Here is a 14,774-nt window from a genome sequence, read left to right as displayed (position 1 = left end):
GTCAACAAGCCAGAGGAGATACCATCATGGCCAAAAGTTCCCTGCTCACCCCCGACGATCATGCGTTGCTGCTGATCGACCACCAGTACCTGCAATTGCTGGCGCTTCGTTCGCACCCCAACGAAACCATCGTCAATAACACCACCTTCCTCGCCAAGGCGGCCAGGCTGTTTGAAGTGCCGACGCTTCTGACCACGGCGTTCGCCGAACGCCAGGCGCTTTTCGAGGAAGTGCAGGCGGTCTTCCCCGAGCAGACCCCTATCGACCGCACCGGCCTCAACTCCTGGGACGATCCGCGCGTGCTCGACTGGATCAGGAAGACTGGCAAGAAGAAGCTCGTGATGGCCGGGTTGTGGACTGAAGTCTGCTTGAGCATGCCCGTCATCGACGCGCTCGGCGACGGCTACGAGGTCTACATCGTTACCGACGCGTCCGGCGGCGGCACCAGCGAAAGCCACGAACGCGGCGTACAGCGCATGGTGCAGGCCGGCGCCCAGCCGCTGACCACCATCGCCTACGTGTCGGAACTGCAGCGCGACTGGGCACGCCCGACCGCCGACGGGGTCGCCAAGCTCTTTGCCGAGCATGGTGGCGGGTTCGGACAGGGACTGCGCTGGGAATGGCAGCTCCTCGACCTCAAGGAAGGCACCAGGTAGCGAGCGGGCTGGCCGCGGGGTCCCCCACCTCGCGGCCGGTCAGCCGCGCTGTCGTCTACGAAGTGCGTGCTCACGCCGCCTTGTCGCGGCCGTCGAACCACAGCTGCGCTTCCGCAACACGTCTCTCGTTGTCGATCGCCCAGCGCCCGAGTTCCTCGATGGGGCCGCGCAGGGAATGCCCCAGTTCGGTGAGTTCGTAGTCGACGCGGGGCGGGTTCGACGGCGTGACGGTGCGGTGCACCAGGCCATCGCGCTCCATGCCCTTGAGCGTCAATGTCAGCATGCGCTGCGAGATGGTGCCGATGGCGCGCTTGATCTCGTTGAAGCGGCGCGGACCGTCGCGCAGCGCCATGACGATGAGCACGCTCCATTTGTCGCCGACGCGCGCGAGGATGTGGCGGACGGGCCGGCAGATCTCCAGCAGGCCGTTGGGTTCAGGTAACATCGGTGTGCCTCCTTGCGCCTCTCTATCCAGTAACAATATTAGGCCAGGTTACGGAAATATACTAACTGGCAGGGCGAGCGACAAGGGCGCCGCCGACAAAGGAGCGAAGACATGGAACTGGGCGTTTACAGCTTTGGCGACGTGCAGGCGGACGCCTCGACCGGCAAGCTCGGCTCGACCGCTGATGCCACGCGCAATCTTCTCGAGGCCATCCAGCTCGCCGACCAGGTGGGGTTGGACTTTTTCGGCATCGGTGAGCATCACACCCGCGAAATGCCGGCATCCGCTGCGACTGTCATCCTGGGTGCGGCAGCTTCCACCACCAAGACCATCAAGCTCGGCAGCGCGGTCACGGTGCTCAGCACCGACGACCCCGTCCGTGTCTACCAGCAGTTTGCCACGCTCGATGCGCTGTCCAATGGCCGTGCCGAAATCACCGCCGGCCGCGGTTCGTCGACCGAATCCTTCCCGTTGTTCGGCCACAGCCTGAACGATTATGACGAACTCTATGCCGAGAAGCTCGACCTGCTGCTGCAGATCAACGAGAGCGAATCGATCACCTGGAGCGGTAAGTTCCGCCCGGCACTGAACGAGGCGCTGGTGGTGCCGCGCCCCGACGCCGGTTCGCTGCCGATCTGGCTCGCCACCGGCGGCAACCCGCATTCGTCGGTGCGTGCCGGCCTGCTCGGCCTGCCGGTCTCCTATGCGATCATCGGCGGCCAGGCCAACCGGTTCGCGCCCCTGGCCGATCTCTACAGGCGTGCCGCCGCACAGGCCGGCATAGCCGAGGACAAGATCAAGGTCGCCGTCGCCAGCCCCGGCTTCGTCGGCGAGGATGCGGCACAGGCCAAGGAGTTCTTCTGGACCCACTGGCATCGCGTCATGGAACAGCTCGGCAAGATCCGCGGTTTTGCGCCGCCGCCGCGCGCCCATTTCGACAAGGAAGCCAGCGGTGCCGGCGCGCTGTTTGCCGGCGGACCCGAGGAGATCGCCGAACGCATCGTGAGCCTGCACAAGAGCATCGGCCACATGAGGCAGTTCTTCCAGACCGATGTCGGCCAGATGCCGCACAGGGAATTCCTGCGCTCCATCGAACTGCTCGGCACCAAGGTGAAGCCGCTCGTCGATGCCGAACTCGGCACCAACGAGCCGAAGGAGTTGACCAAAAATGTCGCCTGAGACGCCTGCCATAGGCATTCTCGGCGCCGGCCGCGTCGGCACTGCGCTGGCGCGGCTGGCGATAGCTGCCGGCTACGAGGTCCGTGTCGCAACGGGTCGGCCGCCCGCCGAGATCGAGCTGCTGCTCGAGATCATGGCGCCCGGGGCCAAGGCCGTGACGGCGGAAGCCGCGATTGCCGACAGCGACATCGTGCTGCTGGCACTGCCGCTGTCGAAATACCGCAGCCTCAAGCCCGAGCTCCTGGCCGGCAAGGTGGTGGTCGACATCATGAACTACTGGGCCCCGACCGATGGCTCAATCGCCGAGTTCGAAGGCGTGCGGTCGAGCAGCGAGGTCGTCCAGGACTTCTTGTCAGCAGCATCGCTGGTGCGTAGCTTCAACCACATGGGCTACCATGAGATCGAGGAAGAGGCACGCCCTGCGGGCGATCCAGACCGGCGCGCGCTGGCCGTCGCCGGAAACGACGCAGCGGCGCGCGGCATCGTTTCTGCCTTCGTCGAGCGTCTCGGCTACGATGCCGTCGACGCCGGCCCGCTCATGGCCAGCCGCACCTTCGGAACCGGCACCCCGATCTTCGGCGCCACGTTTGGTCGCGCCGAGATGGAACGGATGCTGTCGGCCGAACCGGTGGCCTGATCCCAAAACGGATCGTGCCCGGGTTCCATGATGTGAAAGCAGAGGAAACACATGTCTGAGATCGAAATCTCCAGGGAAGAGCGCGGCCAGCGGCACGGCCGCTACGTCGCCCGCATCGCCGGCGTCGAAGGCGAGGCCGAAATCACCTTCACCAAGCGCGGGCCCGGGCTGATCAGCGCCGACCACACCGGTGCGCCCGAATCGATGCGCGGAACCGGTGCGGCCGCGGCCCTGGTGACGTTCCTGATCGAGGACGCGCGCAAGAACGGCTTCAAGATCCTGCCGCTTTGCCCCTATGTGCGGGCGCAGTATCGCAAGCATCCCGATTGGGCCGACGTCATGACGCTGGCGCCGGGCGAGGAGCCGCCGGCCGTCTAGTCACAGCACCAGCCTGACCAGCAGGGGCACGATCAGCGACGTCGCGATGGCGTTCAGCGCCATCGCGATGCCGGCAAACAGCCCCGCCGTCTCGTCGACGTCGAAGGCGCGGGCGGTGCCGATGCCGTGCGAGGTCAGCCCGACGGCAAAGCCGCGCGCGGCATAGTCCTTGATCCGCATGGCATTCATCAGCGGCGTCACCACGAGCGCGCCGACGATGCCGGTCAGCACGACCAGCACCGCGGTCAGCGACGGGTTGCCGCCCAGCGACGACGAGATCGCCATGGCCACGCCGGCGGTGGCCGACTTCGGCAGGAACGAGACCAGCACGTCCTGCGACAACCCCGCCCACTTGCCCATCAGCACGATCGACAGTACGGCCGAGAAGGAACCGACGACCAGCGCTGCCGCCATCGGGATCAGCGCCTGCCGCACCTTCTGCCATTGGCGGTACAGCGGGATGGCGATGGCCACGGTGGCGGGGCCGAGCAGGAAATGGATGAACTGCGCGCCTTCGAAAAACGTCTCGTACGGCACGTCGAACAGCCACAACGTCGTCGACAACAGCGCGATGGTGATCAGCACCGGATTGGCCAGCGGGTGGCGCTTCAGCCGCACCGAGATGGTGGTCGCCGCGATCCAGGCAAACAGGGTCAGGGTCAGCCACAGCAGCGGCGAGGCAGACAGGTAGACCCAGAGTTCGATGGGGTGCTTCATCGGGCTATTCCCGCCCGACAAGCCGGCGGACGATGACGAACGTCCACACGGTGATGGCGAGGGTGAGGACGGCGGACGCCACCAGCACCAATAGGATCGCCCCGACCTGGCTCTGCAACTGGCTCCACAGCGCGACAATGCCGACGCCGGCCGGCACGAACAGCAGGCCTAGATTGGCGAGGAAGCCGTCGGCTGCCGTCTCCGCCTCGGCGAACAGCCCGAGGCCGAGCATCTTGCATGTCTGCATCGCCACGAACAGCAGCACCAGCCCCACCACCGGCCCGGGCAGGGGCAGCCCCGTGGTGAAGACGATGCTTTCCCCCAGCAACTGGAACAGCAGCAGAAGCGCGATGCCCTTGATCATGAGTGGCCTGCCCCGGACGCGGTTCGAAGGTGAAGAATGCGATTCAGCGGCCCTGCCTCGGATCGCCGGCCGAAGCTGGCTGGCTCTCCGCCCGCAAGATGACGGAGTTCGAAAGATCAGCCATCCAGCAGCGCCATGTATTCAGGGTGGCGGCTGGCATAGGCGGCCATGAACGGGCATTTGGCGATGGCCCGGCGACCGCTGGCCTTGATGGTTTCGAACACGCCTTTGGCCAGCCTGGAGCCGATGCCCTGTCCCGTGAACTGGTGCGGCACCTCGGTGTGGACCAGCACCACCCGGCCGTCCTCGATCCGGTAGTAGGCCGCGGCCACCTCGTCGCCGATTGCCAGTTCGTATCGGCTCATGGCTGGGTTGTCGACGACGTGTTCGTCCATGCTCATTTCCAATGCGGCAGCTTCCGACCCGATCCGCTGGGAAGCGGGGGCCACGACGTCATCCTCGACAACGGCGCAGGCAAAATCAACCGGCATTGAGCAGCGAACACCGATCCTTCGGCGCACCAAACATCGGTCACGGGCATTTGCGGCGCGTGGCCTTCCGGGGCGAGCTGACGGGAAGGTCAATGAAGCAGGTCGAAAGTCCACCAAAACCGGACGAACCTCTCTATTTCCTGCGTTCAGTTGTTGCGAAGCTAATCTTTCAGCTTGCTGAAGGATCAAGGAAGAAATGAGCAGAACGAAACCTTACAGGACATCTCCGACGAACCCCAATATCGGAGAAATTCACACGGATCCGAGCAGGGTCAAGGACATGCCCTACGCGCCGGCAATTCGTGTCGAGGCACCGGGCGACCTGCTGTTCGTGTCGGGCGCAACCCCATCGCCGCTGTACCACAAGCATCCCCACGACTGGAGCGAGCACGACCACCCCAATGACATCCGCGAGCAGGCCCGGCGTGCCATGCACACCATCCAGGGCATCCTCGAGCATGAAGGGCTGACCTGGACCGATGTCGTGAAGATCACCAAGTTCCTGACCGACATGCGCGAGATCGAGGTTCTAAGCGCCACGCTCAAGGAATTTCTCGGCGATTGGTCCCCGGCAAGCACGACGATTTGCGTCAACTCGCTGTCGACGCCGGGCGCGCGCATCGAAATCGAGGTTCTCGCAGTATTCCCGAAGTGAACGCGCCTGGGTGCTGGCGGGGTCTTGGAGGAGACGATCGCCGGCTTGATGTCAATTGGCAACAAGCGCAGCCGCGCCGCCGATAATAGATACTGCGAAATCAGGTAGTTGGATCGATGTTCCGTCTGATCCTGGATCGCAGCCGATGAAATGTCTTTGATTGCTGGGAGGGCAATATGAAGAAGATGATAGCCTGCTCGCTGGGCCTTGCGCTCGGCATGTTTGCTGCATCCGCGCAAGCGGTCGAAACGGTTCGGCTGACGATGGCATCGAGCCATCCGACGTCGGTCGCCTGGGTCGGGGCCCTGAAGAGCCACGTCGTCGACAATTCGAACCGCCTGCTCGAGGAGCAGGGTTCCAACTACCGCATCGAATGGACGGAAGCCTTCGGCGGTGCGCTCTACGATTTCAACGATTCGCTCGAGGCGATCGAGAGTGGCATGGCCGACATGGGCTGGGTCGGCTCCCTGTGGGAACCGGCCAAGATGCCGCTGCAGAACATCACCTTTGCGACGCCCTTCGTGACCAGCGACCCGGCGATCGCGGTCGACGTCCTGAACGAACTCAACGACACCGTTCCCGAAATGAAGGCGGAGTGGACCAGGCACAACCTGGTGTTCCTCGGCGCCAGCGTCAACGACACCTATCACATCTTCACCAAGTTCCCGGTGAACAGCCTTGCCGACCTCAAGGGCAAGAAGATCGTCGGCAACTCCTCGCTCGGCCCCTGGCTGGAAGGCACGGGCGCCGTGCTCGTAGCCGGCGGCCTGCCGAGCTTCTACCAGCAGATCCAGTCCGGTGTCGCCGACGGGGCCATCATCATGCCCACCGGCTCCTTCTCGCTGAAGCTGCACGAGGTGGCGCCCCACATCACCCTCGTCGACATCGGCGTGACGACCGTTGGCGGCCTGGCGGTGAACCAGGACAGCTGGAACGCCCTTCCCAAGGATGTCCAGGCCGTGCTCACCAAGCTCGGCCGCGAATACAGCGACGTGCACGCCAAGCAGGTCATGGCAAGATACGACCAGTCCCTTGCCGACATGGCCAAGGAAGGCGCGCAGATCAAGCCGCTGCCGGCGCAGGACCGCCAGCTCTGGGTGGACAGCCTGGCGGCTCTTTCCAAGACCTGGGTGGAGACGGCCGAAAAGGCGGGGCTGCCGGCCCGCGACATCGTCGTCCGGTTCATGGACGAAATGCGCGAACGCGGTGCCAAGCCGCTGCGCAACTGGGATCAGGAACTCTGATCATTCGAGGAAAGCATCGTGGGCCATGCCCACGATGCTTCATGTCGTCGAGCTGGCCGCCAGCAACGACAGGCACGGGATGCCGGGTCGCTTGAAACGGCAACAACCAGAATTCATGCGGCCGCGCGCAGACCCAAATCGGATCACACCATGACCACCAATTCCAATGTTGCGGACGCCACATCGTCCGACCACCCGCCGCTCCTCAACGTCCCGGACCGGTTCCTGAGAATTGGCTCGGACCTGCTCGCGACCACCAGTTCGATCTGGATCTTCGTGATCATGGCCGTGATCTGCGCCGACATTGTCATGCGGTCGCTGTTCAACCAGCCGCTGCAGGGCGTGCCGGAGATCGTGGCCTATTCGGTACCGAGCTATGTCTTCCTTGCCGTCACCAGCGCCATCCGCGCCGGCCGGTTCCTGCGCGCTGATTTCCTCTACGCACCGGTGCTGGAGCGCTATCCGCGCGCCGGTGCGGTGCTGGAAGGCTTCTTCAACCTCGCCGGCACCTGGGTGTTCTACGAGATCGCCTCGGGCCTGTGGCCCAAGCTGGCCGAGGCCTGGCGCACGGCCGAGTTCTTTGGCGCGGTTGGCGTGTTCACGGCGCCGGTCTGGCCTTTCCTGGCAACGATCTTCATCGGCGCCTGCCTGGCAGGGCTGCAGTTCGGGCTGATGACCACCGCCTCGACCATCCGGCTCTGGCAGGTTCGCGGCGACAGGCAGCATCCCCTCAGCCTGTTCGCCGCATTGGCCTTCATCGCGGTGCTGGTGGCCGGTGGCTACCTCGTGGTCAGTTCGGGTCTGTCGCCGATCACCGTGGGCTTCGTCGCCATCGGCGGCATGCTGCTGCTGGTTCTCGCCGGCGTGCACATCGCCACGGGCTTGATCCTGCTTTCGTTCATCGGCATCTGGGCGGTGCGCGGCAACCCCGAGATCGCCTCGCGTTCGCTCGTGCTCGCGGCGGCCGGCTCGATCAACTCCTACAGCTTCGGCGTCATCCCGCTGTTCATCCTGATGGGGCTGTTCGTGGACATCGCCAATGTCGGCCGCGACGCCTTTGCAGTCGCAGCCCGTCTGGCGCGGCGGCTGAAAGGTGGCCTCGGCATCGCCACCGTCTTTGCCAATGCCGTCTTTGCAGCGATCACCGGCAGCTCGATCGCATCGGCAGCCGTGTTCACCCGTGTCGCCACCCCGCAGATGATGCTGCATGGCTATTCGACCCGGTTCTCCGTCGGCGTCGTCGCGGGAAGCTCGGTTCTCGGCATGCTCATCCCGCCGAGCCTTCTGCTGATCGTCTACGGCCTCATTGCCGAAGTCTCCGTCGGCAAGCTGTTCATTGCCGCCGTGTTGCCGGGGTTGCTCCTGGCAGTTGCCTTTGCCGGGCTCATCATGGGTATGGCCCGCTTCTCGCCGAGCTTCATTTTCGCGGCCGGACAGCAGGCCAGCGCATCGCCGGCCGAACTGGACGACAGCGTCAGCTTCCGGGATTTTTCGTCGAAGATGATGCCGATTATGGTCCTGATCGCCGTCGTCCTGGGCGGCATCTACACCGGCTTCTTCACGCCGACCGAGTCGGGCGCGATCGGCGCTGCCGGCGGGCTGGTCATAGCCGTCCTCAAGGGCGCGCTCGACTGGAAGAAATTCTCCCGGATCCTCGTCGAGGCAGCCCAGATTTCGGCATCCGTCCTCGTCCTCATCGTTGCGGCCAACCTGTACAGCCGCTTGCTGACGCTCACCAACATTCCCCAGGGCGTTGCCGAATGGATCATCGCCGCCGGCTTCGGGCTGGCCGCGTTCCTGGCGATCTACCTGTTGATCGTGATCGTGCTCGGCATGTTCCTCGACTCGGTCTCGATCATGCTGATCCTGCTGCCGCTGATGCTGCCGGTGGTGTCGTCGCTTGGCGGCGACCTTGTCTGGTTCGGCATCGTCACCACGATCGCCGTCGAGATCGGACTTTTGACGCCGCCATTCGGCTTGTCGGTCTATGTCGTCAAAGGCACATTGCCTCCGGGCATGGCGACATTGAACGACATCTTCATTGGCACGCTGCCCTTTGCCGCCATGATGCTGCTGGTCACCATCGTGCTGATGGTGTTCCCCTGGCTCAGCCTGGTCTTCGTGTGATGCCGAGCTTTATCGCTCCCGGGTGCGGGTAGCTGGCCTGCGCCGACGCCGGCCCTTGCAGGGGCCGGTGTTGCCGGTCTGGCGATGACATGCCTGCTGCCCGTGGCGTCAGCTGACCGTGTTTTCCTTCTTGCTTTCGCAGTCCCGTCCGCTGCCCTGACCGCTAGGCGGCGGGCAGTTTTCGCCCGAGCATTCCTGGGCCTGCGCGGGCGAGACGGGCATCGGTCCGGCGCCGGTTGCCGCCAGCAGGCTGGCGGTCGAAAGGATGAAAAGGAGCAGGCGCATTTCACTCTCCTTTGCCGTGTTGATTAGGCGTCGCCGCTGGTGTCGGCTGCCGGACGGGGCATGCGTGCCTTGCCTGGGAAGGCGCTTCCGGGCGGGTTGACCGCAGCATAGCTCAACCTCGTCCGGCGTAAAGCACCTCGCTCTGCGTCCTGTGGTTGAGCGGCGGGAGCGGCAACGTTACAGGAGGTCGGTGACGTAGTAGCACCTGCTCATTTGCATTTGCCGCAACGGCAATTTCCGTTTATGGGCAAGTCCATGTCGAATTTGCCTGATGCGCTGCTCACCGGTTATCGCAACTTCATGAACGGTCGTTACGCGGCCGAAACCGAGCATTACAAGTCGCTGGCGCGCGAAGGCCAGTCGCCCGAAACGCTGGTCATCGCCTGTTGCGATTCCCGCGCGGCCCCTGAAACCATCTTCGACGCCGGCCCGGGCGAACTGTTCGTGCTCCGCAACGTCGCCAATCTCGTGCCGCCCTATTCGCCCGATGGCGAGTTCCATTCCACCTCGGCGGCGCTCGAATTCGCCGTGCAGGCGCTCAAGGTCAAGAACATCGTCGTCATGGGCCATGGCCGCTGCGGTGGCATCCGCGCTGCCCTCGACCCCAATGCCACGCCGCTTTCGCCCGGCGATTTCATCGGCAAGTGGATGAGCCTCGTCGGCCCCGCCGCCGAGACGGTCTCCGGCAACGACATGATGACCAAGTCCGAGCGGCAGACGGCCCTGGAACGCATCTCCATCCGCTATTCGATCGCCAATCTGCGCACCTTTCCGTGCGTCCAGATACTCGAGCAGAAGGGCCGGCTGGAAATCTTCGGCGCCTGGTTCGACATCTCGGCGGGCGAGTTGTGGGTCATGGACCGCACTACCGGCGATTTCGAACGCACTGGAACGGTCTGACGATCGGCCGCTGGCCTCATCGCAATGGCTTGAATGGCGTGGCCTGTCCGGCCTAGCCTTGCCGCGCTGACCAGGCAGCGGCGCCACGCCGTGACCGCGCGGCGAGGAGCATAGCCATGACCGTCGTCCCCATCCGCCAGCCCATCGATGGCCGCCGTCGGCCGATGTTCATCGGCGGCCTGTGGGTGGATGCCGCTTCCGGCCAGACCTTCGAAACGCGCAACCCTGCCACCGGCGAGGTTATCGCCACCGTCCCGCGCGGCGGCCGGCAGGACATCGAGCGTGCAGTCGCTGCCGCCCGCAATGCCTTCGTCGGGCCGTGGAGCCGCTTCAAGCCGCATGAACGCCAGAAGCTTTTGCTGCGCATCGCCGACCTGTTCGAGCGCCATTGGGAGGAGATCTGCATCTCCGACACCACCGACATGGGGCTGCCCATCGCCAGGGCGCGGGGCAATGCCAACCGCGTCCTAGGCATGCTGCGCTACTACGCCGGCATGGCCACCGCCCTGCATGGCGAGACCATCGAGAACTCGTTGCCCGGCGACATCGTGTCGTTCACGCGCAAGGAGCCGGTCGGCGTCGTCGGCGCCATCATCCCGTGGAATGCACCGACCGCCGCTTCGGTCTGGAAGATCGGCCCTGCGCTGGCGACCGGCTGCACGGTTGTGCTGAAGCCGTCGGAAGAGGCGCCGCTTACGCCGCTGCTGATCGCCGAGCTGATGGCTGAGGCCGGGGTGCCCGACGGCGTCGTCAATGTGGTCACCGGCACCGGAGCGGAGGCCGGGGCGCCGCTGGCAGAGCACATGGGCGTCGACAAGATCGTCTTCACCGGCTCGACCTTGACCGGCCAGAGCATCGTCCGGGCATCGGCCGGCAATCTCAAGCGCGTGTCGCTCGAACTCGGCGGCAAGTCGCCGGTCATCGTCTGCGCCGATGCCGATCTGGAGCGCGCCGTACCGGTCGCCGCCATGTCGGTCTTCGCCAATTCCGGCCAGATCTGCATCGCCGGCTCGCGCCTGTTCGTGGCGCGCTCGATCCATGACGAATTCGTCGAGCGCCTGTCCGCCTACGCCGCGAGCTTGCGCATCGGCAACGGCATCGATCCTGAAACGGAAATCGGCCCGTTGATTTCGCAACGCCAGCTCGACCGCGTCGAGGGCTATCTGCGCGCCGGGTCGGAGGAGGGGGCTCGGCTCGTTGCCGGCGGCACCAGGCTGTCGGATGGCGCTTTTGCAGCCGGCAACTTCATTGCCCCGACGGTTTTTGCCGGGGTCTCCGACACCATGCGCATCGCGCGTGAGGAGATATTCGGCCCGGTCATCTCGGCCCTGCCGTTCGACACGCTGGACGAGGCGGTGAGACGCGCCAACGACACGCCCTATGGCCTGGCCGCCGGTGTCTTCACGCGCGATCTGGCCACCGCGCACCAGCTGTCGCGCCGGCTCCAGGCCGGGTCGGTGTGGGTCAACACCTATCACGCCATCGACCCGGCGGTGCCCTTCGGCGGCTACAAGATGAGCGGCTACGGCCGCGAGGGCGGCGGCGAGCACCTTGGCGAATATCTCAACACCAAGGGCGTCTTCATCCGCATCGATTGAGCCCGGGCAGGCGGGCAAGCGCGAAGCCGCGTCCGCAAGCGGGCGCGGCCTTGAGCCGCTCAGCGCATCAGCTGGAATTCGTAGAGCCTGCGATAGAGCCCGCCGGCGTCCAGAAGGTCGGCATGGCGGCCCTGTTCGGCGACCTTGCCGTCCTGCATCACCACGATGTTGTCGGCCTGGTGGACCGTCGACAGGCGATGCGCGATCGCAATCGTCGTGCGGCCCGCCGACAGCTTTTCCAGCGCGTCGCGGAACAGCGCCTCGGATTCGGCGTCGAGCGCGCTGGTGGCTTCATCCAGCAACAGCACGTTGGCATCGCGCAGGATGGCGCGGGCAATCGACAGGCGCTGCTTCTGGCCGCCTGAAAGCAGCGCGCCGTTCTCGCCGACCTGGGTGGCGTAGCCGTTCTTCAGCGCCATGATGAAGTCGTGCGCGTTGGCGGCCTTGGCGGCTGCTATCACTTCTTCGTCGCTGGCGCCTTCGCGGCCGAGCCGGATGTTGTGCATGATCGTGCCGGTGAACAGGAAGGTGTCCTGGCTGACATAGGCGATGCGGTCGCGCACCGAATGCAGCGTCGCGTGCGATATGTCCTGTCCGTCGAACAGCACCTCGCCGCTGTCGGGATCGTACATGCGCATGATCAGGTTCATGATCGTCGACTTGCCGCTGCCTGACGGGCCGACGAGCGCAGTCATCTTGCCCGGCGGGAAGATCATGTCGAGATTGCGCAGCACCGGCTCGCCGTCGGCATAGGAAAAGCTGAGATTCCTGAGTTCGATCTTGCCCGGTCCGGGCAACAGTGCCTCCGCGCCGGGCTTTTCGGTAATCGTCAGCGGCCGGTCGGACAGTTCGAACATCATGCGCACGCCGACCAGGCCGGCCTCCAGCGATACGCGGAACCGTGCCAGCCGCTTGGCCGGCTCGTAGGCCAGGAGCAGCGCCGTGATGAACGACATGATGCTGCCAGGCGTCTGCCCTCCCTGCACGACGAGATAGCCGCTGACCAGCACCACCCCGGCGATGGCCAGGCCGGCCAGCGTTTCCATGATCGGGCTGGTGCCGGCTTCGAGCGCGGCGATGGTGTTGGCGCGCCGCTCGACGTCGGAGACGGCACGATGCATGCGGCTGCGCATCAGGGATTCGAGATTGAAGGATTTGACGATGCGCACGCCGACCGTCGTTTCCTGCATCACCTGCACGATCTGGGCCAGCGACATGAATTCCGCCTCCATGATCTTGCGCACGCGGCGCAGTATCTGGTTGACGCCGAAGATGGCGATCGGGCCGACGATGAAGGCGACCAGAGACAGCACAGGCTGCTGGTAGACCATCACCGCAACCAGGCCGATCAGCGAAAACAGGTCGCGCACGAAGGAGGTGACGATGACGTCGAGCACCGTCCGCGCTGCCTGTGCATTGTGGGTGACGCGGGTGATCAGGTCCGACGACGGGATCGAATGGTAGAAGGCGATGCCTTGGGCCAGGATGCGGTCGTAGATCTTGCGCTGGCGGTCGGCGATGATTGAGTTGCCGACACGGCTCAGGAAGAAGGCCTGGACGAAGGTCGCCACGCCCTTGAGGATGAATATCCCCGCCACCATCGCCGCGATCATGTAGACGCGGTTGATGTCCTTGCCGATGACGAACTCGTTGGTGATGTCCTGCATGATCCAGGCGCTGGCCGCCGTCATGCCGGCGACCACGAGCATGGCGATGATGGCGATACCGTAGCCGAGGGCATGCTGGCGGAACGACTCGCGCAGCAATCGCCAGATCAGGCGATGATTCTGCGTCGGACGAAAAAATCCAAACAAATCAATGGGTCCCTTGAGGCGCGGCCCCCCGTGCGGGCCTATATAAAGCACCTGCGGGCGAAGGGAAACGGTGCATGTGCCGCAAATGTACGGACCGGTCGTCGCGGCGCGCAAGGAGACGGTGGACAGCAGACCGCCTACGGATTGCCGGGATTTCGTATTTCGCATACCGTTGACCAAACGATAAAAAACGCGCCTTCGCCAAAGAAGACCAAAACCAGCCAGAGGTGGATCGAATGCACAGCAATTCCAACAGTTCAGGCATTTCCAGACGCACCCTGATCAGGGCCGCCGGCGCCTCCGCTGCGGTCGCGGCCGTGGGCATCCCCGGCCGTCTGTTCGCCGCCGATCCGATCAAGGTCGCGGCCGTCTACACCGTTCCGGTCGAGCAGCAATGGGTCAGCCGCATCCACAAGGCGGCCAACGCCGCCAAGGACCGTGGCGACATCGAATATGTCTATTCGGAAAACACCGCCAACAACGACTATGAGCGGGTCATGCGCGAATATTGCGAGGCCGGCCACAAGCTGATCCTCGGCGAGGTCTTCGGCGTCGAGGACGCCGCCCGCGCGGTCGCCAAGGACTATCCCGACGTCGCCTTCCTGATGGGTTCGAGCTTCAAGCCCGACGCGGCGGTGCCGAATTTCTCGGTCTTCGACAACTACATCCAGGACGCCTCCTACCTCTCCGGCCTCGTTGCCGGCGCCATGACCAAGTCGAAGAACATCGGCATGGTAGGCGGCTATCCGATCCCCGAGGTCAACCGCCTGATGAACGCCTTCATGGCAGGCGTGAAGGAAGTGGCCCCCGATGCCAAGTTCCAGGTCGCCTTCATCGGCTCGTGGTTCGATCCGCCCAAGGCCAAGGAGACCGCCTTCGCCCAGATCGACGGTGGTGCTGACCTGCTCTACGCCGAGCGTTTCGGGGTGTCCGACGCGGCCAAGGAAAAGAAGGTGCTCGCCATCGGCAACGTCATCGACACCCAGGCCGACTATCCTGAAACGGTCGTCGCGTCGGCGCTGTGGCACTTCGAGCCGACGCTTGACAAGGCGATCGCCGAGGTCAAGGCCGGCACCTTCAAGGCCGACGACTACGGCGTCTATTCCTTCATGAAGGCCGGCGGCTCGTCGCTGGCGCCTCTCGGTACCTTCGAGAGCAAGGTGCCCGACGACGTCAAGGCCAAGGTCGCCGAGAAGGAAAAGGCGATCAAGGACGGGTCCTTCACCGTCGAGATCAACGACGCCGAGCCGAAGTCGAGCTAGCTCGACTATCCCTCCCCCTTGA

16 protein-coding genes are annotated in these 14,774 nt (G+C 64.6%); 10 read left to right on the top strand and 6 right to left on the bottom strand.

What is annotated here, in order from left to right; genetic code table 11:
* The first annotated feature begins 26 nt into the window (after positions 1-26).
* Complete coding sequence (locus ASC75_RS22080) at positions 27-656, top strand: hydrolase (protein WP_055980526.1); 630 nt, start codon at positions 27-29, stop codon at positions 654-656.
* A gap of 70 nt (positions 657-726) precedes the next feature.
* Here the strand turns inward: ASC75_RS22080 and ASC75_RS22075 are convergent, their stop codons facing one another.
* Positions 727-1,101, bottom strand: a complete 375-nt coding sequence (locus ASC75_RS22075; RefSeq protein ID WP_055980523.1) for a helix-turn-helix domain-containing protein — start codon at positions 1,099-1,101, stop codon at positions 727-729.
* A gap of 111 nt (positions 1,102-1,212) precedes the next feature.
* On the opposite strand from ASC75_RS22075, the gene ASC75_RS22070 reads away from it, so the two are divergent.
* The 3 genes from ASC75_RS22070 to ASC75_RS22060 are packed head-to-tail and all read left to right on the top strand — an operon-like array spanning position 1,213 to position 3,295.
* Positions 1,213-2,280, top strand: coding sequence for an LLM class flavin-dependent oxidoreductase (locus tag ASC75_RS22070; RefSeq protein ID WP_055980520.1), 1,068 nt, complete (start codon positions 1,213-1,215; stop codon positions 2,278-2,280).
* Positions 2,270-2,917 (top strand): NAD(P)-binding domain-containing protein, encoded by a 648-nt coding sequence (locus tag ASC75_RS22065; protein WP_055980519.1) that lies wholly within the window; start codon positions 2,270-2,272, stop codon positions 2,915-2,917. Before ASC75_RS22070 ends, ASC75_RS22065 begins: the two co-directional genes overlap by 11 nt.
* A gap of 51 nt (positions 2,918-2,968) precedes the next feature.
* Complete coding sequence (locus ASC75_RS22060) at positions 2,969-3,295, top strand: GNAT family N-acetyltransferase (RefSeq protein WP_055980516.1); 327 nt, start codon at positions 2,969-2,971, stop codon at positions 3,293-3,295.
* Here the strand turns inward: ASC75_RS22060 and ASC75_RS22055 are convergent, their stop codons facing one another.
* From ASC75_RS22055 to ASC75_RS22045, 3 genes are all read right to left on the bottom strand, one after another.
* Positions 3,296-4,012 carry an LrgB family protein gene (locus tag ASC75_RS22055; protein ID WP_055980513.1) on the bottom strand — a complete coding sequence of 239 codons (717 nt, stop codon included), beginning with the start codon at positions 4,010-4,012 and terminating at the stop codon, positions 3,296-3,298.
* A 4-nt stretch (positions 4,013-4,016) separates the two neighbouring features.
* Positions 4,017-4,376: a CidA/LrgA family protein gene (locus ASC75_RS22050; protein WP_055980508.1), complete on the bottom strand. Its 360-nt coding sequence runs from the start codon at positions 4,374-4,376 to the stop codon at positions 4,017-4,019.
* 116 nt (positions 4,377-4,492) lie between these two features.
* Positions 4,493-4,771: a GNAT family N-acetyltransferase gene (locus tag ASC75_RS22045; RefSeq protein ID WP_082496720.1), complete on the bottom strand. Its 279-nt coding sequence runs from the start codon at positions 4,769-4,771 to the stop codon at positions 4,493-4,495.
* Positions 4,772-5,147: 376 nt separating this feature from the next.
* On the opposite strand from ASC75_RS22045, the gene ASC75_RS22040 reads away from it, so the two are divergent.
* From ASC75_RS22040 to ASC75_RS22030, 3 genes are all read left to right on the top strand, one after another.
* Complete coding sequence (locus ASC75_RS22040; protein ID WP_055980505.1) at positions 5,148-5,522, top strand: RidA family protein; 375 nt, start codon at positions 5,148-5,150, stop codon at positions 5,520-5,522.
* Between the two features lie 176 nt (positions 5,523-5,698).
* Positions 5,699-6,766, top strand: coding sequence for a C4-dicarboxylate TRAP transporter substrate-binding protein (locus ASC75_RS22035; protein WP_055980502.1), 1,068 nt, complete (start codon positions 5,699-5,701; stop codon positions 6,764-6,766).
* Positions 6,767-6,916: 150 nt separating this feature from the next.
* The gene (locus tag ASC75_RS22030) at positions 6,917-8,893 is read left to right on the top strand and encodes a TRAP transporter large permease subunit (protein WP_082496704.1); all 1,977 of its coding nucleotides are present in this window, start codon (positions 6,917-6,919) and stop codon (positions 8,891-8,893) included.
* Between the two features lie 108 nt (positions 8,894-9,001).
* On the opposite strand, the gene ASC75_RS26225 is transcribed toward ASC75_RS22030, so the two are convergent.
* Positions 9,002-9,178 carry a hypothetical protein gene (locus ASC75_RS26225; RefSeq protein ID WP_156381353.1) on the bottom strand — a complete coding sequence of 59 codons (177 nt, stop codon included), beginning with the start codon at positions 9,176-9,178 and terminating at the stop codon, positions 9,002-9,004.
* Between the two features lie 255 nt (positions 9,179-9,433).
* Here ASC75_RS26225 and ASC75_RS22025 point away from each other — a divergent pair, with 255 nt between their 5' ends.
* Together ASC75_RS22025 and ASC75_RS22020 are read left to right on the top strand one after the other, a co-directional pair.
* A complete protein-coding gene (locus ASC75_RS22025) occupies positions 9,434-10,078 on the top strand; it encodes a carbonic anhydrase (RefSeq protein WP_055981000.1) in 645 nt (214 codons plus the stop codon).
* A gap of 116 nt (positions 10,079-10,194) precedes the next feature.
* The gene (locus tag ASC75_RS22020) at positions 10,195-11,676 is read left to right on the top strand and encodes an aldehyde dehydrogenase family protein (protein ID WP_055980499.1); all 1,482 of its coding nucleotides are present in this window, start codon (positions 10,195-10,197) and stop codon (positions 11,674-11,676) included.
* A 59-nt stretch (positions 11,677-11,735) separates the two neighbouring features.
* Here the strand turns inward: ASC75_RS22020 and ASC75_RS22015 are convergent, their stop codons facing one another.
* Positions 11,736-13,490, bottom strand: a complete 1,755-nt coding sequence (locus ASC75_RS22015) for an ABC transporter ATP-binding protein (RefSeq protein WP_055980496.1) — start codon at positions 13,488-13,490, stop codon at positions 11,736-11,738.
* Between the two features lie 236 nt (positions 13,491-13,726).
* Here ASC75_RS22015 and ASC75_RS22010 point away from each other — a divergent pair, with 236 nt between their 5' ends.
* Positions 13,727-14,752, top strand: a complete 1,026-nt coding sequence (locus tag ASC75_RS22010) for a BMP family protein (protein ID WP_055980494.1) — start codon at positions 13,727-13,729, stop codon at positions 14,750-14,752.
* The last annotated feature ends 22 nt before the right edge of the window (positions 14,753-14,774 follow it).

Source organism: Aminobacter sp. DSM 101952 (genome assembly GCF_001424795.1).
In the GTDB taxonomy this organism is placed as follows: Bacteria; Pseudomonadota; Alphaproteobacteria; order Rhizobiales; family Rhizobiaceae; genus Aminobacter; species Aminobacter aganoensis.
The sequence above is the reverse complement of the archived record's forward strand: the minus strand, read 5'-3'. Positions and strand labels throughout refer to the sequence as shown.

Excerpts from the sequence above, each read along its gene's own strand:
- ASC75_RS22080 (WP_055980526.1), top strand. The coding sequence starts at position 27 with ATGGCCAAAAGTTCCCTGCTCACCCCCGACGATCATGCGTTGCTGCTG.
- ASC75_RS22075 (WP_055980523.1), bottom strand. The coding sequence starts at position 1,101 with ATGTTACCTGAACCCAACGGCCTGCTGGAGATCTGCCGGCCCGTCCGC.
- ASC75_RS22070 (WP_055980520.1), top strand. The coding sequence starts at position 1,213 with ATGGAACTGGGCGTTTACAGCTTTGGCGACGTGCAGGCGGACGCCTCG.
- ASC75_RS22065 (WP_055980519.1), top strand. The coding sequence starts at position 2,270 with ATGTCGCCTGAGACGCCTGCCATAGGCATTCTCGGCGCCGGCCGCGTC.
- ASC75_RS22060 (WP_055980516.1), top strand. The coding sequence starts at position 2,969 with ATGTCTGAGATCGAAATCTCCAGGGAAGAGCGCGGCCAGCGGCACGGC.
- ASC75_RS22055 (WP_055980513.1), bottom strand. The coding sequence starts at position 4,012 with ATGAAGCACCCCATCGAACTCTGGGTCTACCTGTCTGCCTCGCCGCTG.
- ASC75_RS22050 (WP_055980508.1), bottom strand. The coding sequence starts at position 4,376 with ATGATCAAGGGCATCGCGCTTCTGCTGCTGTTCCAGTTGCTGGGGGAA.
- ASC75_RS22045 (WP_082496720.1), bottom strand. The coding sequence starts at position 4,771 with ATGGACGAACACGTCGTCGACAACCCAGCCATGAGCCGATACGAACTG.
- ASC75_RS22040 (WP_055980505.1), top strand. The coding sequence starts at position 5,148 with ATGCCCTACGCGCCGGCAATTCGTGTCGAGGCACCGGGCGACCTGCTG.
- ASC75_RS22035 (WP_055980502.1), top strand. The coding sequence starts at position 5,699 with ATGAAGAAGATGATAGCCTGCTCGCTGGGCCTTGCGCTCGGCATGTTT.
- ASC75_RS22030 (WP_082496704.1), top strand. The coding sequence starts at position 6,917 with ATGACCACCAATTCCAATGTTGCGGACGCCACATCGTCCGACCACCCG.
- ASC75_RS26225 (WP_156381353.1), bottom strand. The coding sequence starts at position 9,178 with ATGCGCCTGCTCCTTTTCATCCTTTCGACCGCCAGCCTGCTGGCGGCA.
- ASC75_RS22025 (WP_055981000.1), top strand. The coding sequence starts at position 9,434 with ATGTCGAATTTGCCTGATGCGCTGCTCACCGGTTATCGCAACTTCATG.
- ASC75_RS22020 (WP_055980499.1), top strand. The coding sequence starts at position 10,195 with ATGACCGTCGTCCCCATCCGCCAGCCCATCGATGGCCGCCGTCGGCCG.
- ASC75_RS22010 (WP_055980494.1), top strand. The coding sequence starts at position 13,727 with ATGCACAGCAATTCCAACAGTTCAGGCATTTCCAGACGCACCCTGATC.